Genomic DNA, 4020 nt, shown 5'->3' on the forward strand with positions numbered 1-4020 from the left:
CGGCCGCAAACCAACGGCAAGGTCGAACGCTTCAACCGCACCCTGCTCGACGAGTGGGCCTACGCCAGGCCCTACCGCACCGAACAGGAACGCCGGGACGCCTACCCCGACTGGCTCCACACCTACAATCACCACCGCGGACACACCGCACTCGCAGGCAAGCCACCAGCCAGCCGCGTCCCCAACCTCACGGGTCAGAACACCTAGGCCGTGTCTGACAAATGATCTCCGGGAGCAATAGGGGTGGTAGGTGGCATCTCCTGGTGGGGGTAGATCATCAGTGGTGCTGTCCATAGGCTCAGGGCATGTCTAACGAGTGGTCCTTCCCTGACGACCTCATTCATCTTCGACGCGAGTACAACGCTGCCAGGCGGTCGATGTGGGCGGATGCGATGGAGTCACCTGAGCCTCGCCGTGCACAACTGGAGTTCCGGGAGCGCATCTCGTCTCACCCCTTCTGGGAGTCCGTTCCCGAAGAGCTGAGGCACGTCGCTCACCGGGCGCTCGAACAGGCCAGTCTCTACCCGAAGCCCTGACCCTCCGGCAGCCGAGAATCTCAGGGTTCGCGGAGCCAGAGGATCAGAGAAGCCAGGATGACTCCTGCTCGGTAGCGGTCCGCGAGCTTGTCGAACCTGGTGGCGATCGCGCGGAACTGCTTGAGGCGGGCGAAACATCGTTCGACCACGTTGCGGTCGCGGTAGATCTCCTTGTCGAAGGCGGGTGGCCGGCCGCCGAGGGATCCGCGCCGGCGGCGGTTGCCGGCCTGGTCGCGGCGTTCGGGGATCGTGGCGGCGATGCCCCGGCGCCGCAGCAGGTGGCGGATCGCCCGGCTGGAATAGGCCTTGTCGCCCAGCACCCGCAACGGCGTCGTGCGCGGGCGACCCAGGCCCGAACGCGGGACGCGGATCCCGTCGAGGACCTGGCCGAACGCGGTCGCGTCGTTGACATTGCCCGGGGTGAGCACGATCGACAGCGGCAGGCCCCGGCCGTCGACGGCAAGATGGACCTTGGTGGTCAGCCCTCCCCGGGACCGGCCGAGGGCCTGGCGCGCCTGCGAGCGGCCCGGATCTTCCAGTTCGTCCCCGTCTGCGTCCCCTTTTTGGGGGCTCCGGCCGCGTGCTGGTGGGCTCGGTTGACCGTGGAATCGACGGCGACGGTCCACTCCACCCGGCCCACCGCGTCGTCGCGAACCTGGGTGTGCTCCAGCAGCCTCGCCCACGTGCCATCGGCCTCCCAGCAGGCGAACCGCTCGTAGACGGTCTGCCACGGCCCATACCGCTCAGGGAGATCACGCCACGGCGCCCCGGTCCGCAGCCGCCATAGCACACCGTTGACCACCTGCCAGTGATCACGCCACGGACGACCGCGTCCGTCCACCTGCGGCAACAGGGGCTCTATCCGCTCCCACGCCGCGTCCGTCAACTCACCTCGACCTGCCACAAGATCAATTATCAGACAAGCCTTAGCCCTCACCCCTGCGGCGAGGGGCAAGCTGGCGGCCGAGATCCATCGGTCGTCCCAGCCCTGGAAGGCCAGGCCGGTCAAGCGGGTGTTCATCCCCAAGAGCAACGGGAAACAGCGCCCACTCGGCATCCCGGTCATCCGTGACCGGGTGCTCCAGGCCCGCGTGAAGAACGCGCTGGAGCCCGAGTGGGAAGCGCGGTTCGAGCCGAGGTCCTACGGCTTCCGGCCCGGCCGCGGCTGCCAGGACGCGATCATGGCGATCTTCCTGACGGTGAAGGGCAAGTCCTCGAATCGTCAGTGGGTGCTGGACGCGGACCTTTCGGCGGCGTTCGACCGCATCGACCACGACCACCTGATGTCCTCCATCGGCCAGTTCCCCGCCAGGGACCTGATCCGGGGCTGGCTCAGGGCGGGAGTGGTCGACCGGGGTCGGTTCGCACCGACGGAGGAGGGGACTCCTCAAGGCGGTGTGATCAGTCCGCTGCTGATGAATGTCGCTCTGCACGGGTTGGAACAGGCCGCAGGGTGCCAATACAGGGTGGTGCGAGCCGGGAGAGAACCCGGCGCATCCCCCGGCGCTCCCGTGCTGGTGAGGTATGCCGACGACTTCGTGGTGCTCTGCCACGACGAAGCCCAGGTGCACCAGGTCAGGACCCGGCTGGAGGACCGGCTGAAGCCGAGAGGTCTTCGCTTCAACGAGGAGAAGACCAAGGTCGTCCACCTCGACGAGGGGTTCGACTTCCTCGGCTTCACCGTCCGCCGGACGGGTGGCAAGCTGATCATCAAACCGAGCACGGCGGCCTGCAAGAGGCTCCGGGAGCGGTTACGGACCGAGGTGAAGTCCCTTCGCGGGGCCAACGCCGAGGCCGTACTGCGCAGGCTCGTCCCGATCGTTCGCGGTTGGTCGGCCTACTACCGGGCGATGTCCTCCACGACGACGTTCGCGTCGCTGGACCACTACATGGGGCGCCTGACCTGGAACTGGGCCAGGCGAGGCCATCCCAAGAAGTCGAGGTACTGGATTGTGGACCGGTACTTCGGCAGGTTCCATCCGTCCAGGCAGGACCGATGGGTCTTCGGCGACCGCGACAGCGGCGCCTTCCTGCCCAAGTTCTCCTGGACCGGCATCGTCCGCCATCAGCTCGTCAAGGGCGGGGCGTCCCCGGACGACCCCGCACTCGCCGAGTACTGGCAGGACCGTCGCCGCAGAAAGGCGCCACCGCCGATGGACAAGACGAGTCTCGTCCTGGCGGTCCGGCAGCAGGGGCTCTGCCCCCTCTGCAAGCAGGCGCTGATCGTCGGAGCCGAGTACGAGCCGGACAGCCCACGTGAGTGGATCAACTGGTTCGCGGCCTCGAAGAAGATGCTCCACAAGCATCACTTCACCTATCGGCGACACGGCGGCTCGGACGAACGGAACAACCTCCGCCTCGTGCACTCCGAATGCCACCGCCAGCACCACGCGGGCGACGGCGAACGGACCACATCAACCTGCTGACCTGCGAAGCCCTCGTGGCTTGCTTGAGCCGGATGCCGGGATGACTGGCACGTCCGGTTCTGAGGGGGCCGGGTCAGGCAACGTGATCCGGCTACCCGACTTAGTACGGGCAGGAGGGGCGTTGGTCCACCGGCCCGGGAGTGCGGGCGGGGCAGTGCTCAGCGGGAGGGAACCGGGGCCGGATACGTCGGTCCGACCGGATCGGGCCGGCGGACCCTGCCCTCCTGGTCGGTCACCACGATGGTGGTGGCCATCTTGTCCCACAGTTCCTGGCGGTCCCTGTCCCAGCAGAGCCAGAAATAGGGGATGAAGAGGAGGAAGGACGAGACGATGGCGACCAGCGGCCTTGCGATGAACTCCCGCAGGACCATCCGCCACCACCCCGCCGGCTGCTCGTCCGGTATGTGCACGGTCTTCATGTGAAGGATCTGCTTGGCAGGTGTCTGGCCGTTCGAGAACGTGAACAAGGCCCAGACCAGCCAGCCGATGAACAGGGTGAAGACCGCGAGGACCCAGTCCAGGACGAATCCTCCGAACCGGAGCCCGACCGTCGAGAGGGTGACTCCCAAGGGAAGGTTCAGGACCTGACCGCACAACTGGCAGGCCGGACTGCCGGATGAGGGTTGACCACAGGCCGGGCAGTGCGAGCGCGCGGCCGGCGTAGCGAAGGACGACGGAACCGGGGCGGGCTGCCAGGTGGGTGCGGGAGGCCGCGTCGTGGCGGGGGTGCCTCGTGGCGGCGATGGGAACTTCTGCTCATCAGACATGACGGAACCTCGTAGGCGTCTTGGCCCGGTGTTCGAAACGGAGTCGCGTCTCCGCTCCCGCCGCTGCGTCGGCGCTGTCCCGACGGCGGCGTGCAGGCGGTGGCTTCGGGGGTGTGCGGCTGTCGCAGCTGTGGGAAGTCACCCCACTACCCGTGGCAGTGGGGCGGGGGGGGCGGGCCCGGGCCCCAGACCCGGCGCCGGGGGGGGGGGGGGGGGGGGGGGCGCGGGGGGGGGGTGGGGGGGGGGGCCCCCCCCCGGGGGGGGTGTCCAGGGGGGGGGTGGTATAAAAAA

Annotated in this window: 5 protein-coding genes; 3 read left to right on the top strand and 2 right to left on the bottom strand. The window is 68.0% G+C overall.

Annotation, left to right across the window (positions count from 1 at the left end; genetic code table 11):
- Together ACFVHB_RS36360 and ACFVHB_RS36365 are read left to right on the top strand one after the other, a co-directional pair.
- A partial coding sequence (locus ACFVHB_RS36360) for an integrase core domain-containing protein (protein WP_380328305.1) occupies positions 1-207 on the top strand: 207 nt, incomplete at its 5' end.
- Between the two features lie 98 nt (positions 208-305).
- Positions 306-536, top strand: a complete 231-nt coding sequence (locus tag ACFVHB_RS36365) for a hypothetical protein (protein ID WP_380331070.1) — start codon at positions 306-308, stop codon at positions 534-536.
- 20 nt (positions 537-556) lie between these two features.
- Here ACFVHB_RS36365 and ACFVHB_RS36370 read toward each other — a convergent pair.
- Positions 557-1440 (bottom strand): IS5 family transposase gene (locus tag ACFVHB_RS36370; RefSeq protein WP_380331141.1). Its coding sequence is split into 2 segments (ribosomal slippage): positions 557-1086 and positions 1086-1440, totalling 885 coding nucleotides; the frame shifts between segments, so codons are not numbered across the junction.
- A gap of 109 nt (positions 1441-1549) precedes the next feature.
- Here ACFVHB_RS36370 and ltrA point away from each other — a divergent pair.
- Positions 1550-2962 (top strand): group II intron reverse transcriptase/maturase, encoded by a 1413-nt coding sequence (ltrA, locus tag ACFVHB_RS36375; RefSeq protein WP_380331072.1) that lies wholly within the window; start codon positions 1550-1552, stop codon positions 2960-2962.
- A 158-nt stretch (positions 2963-3120) separates the two neighbouring features.
- On the opposite strand, the gene ACFVHB_RS36380 is transcribed toward ltrA, so the two are convergent.
- Positions 3121-3531 carry an RDD family protein gene (locus tag ACFVHB_RS36380; protein WP_380331075.1) on the bottom strand — a complete coding sequence of 137 codons (411 nt, stop codon included), beginning with the start codon at positions 3529-3531 and terminating at the stop codon, positions 3121-3123.
- Positions 3532-4020: the final 489 nt, after the last annotated feature.

This window comes from Kitasatospora sp. NPDC127111 (genome assembly GCF_042677465.1).
Classification (GTDB): domain Bacteria; phylum Actinomycetota; class Actinomycetes; order Streptomycetales; family Streptomycetaceae; genus Kitasatospora.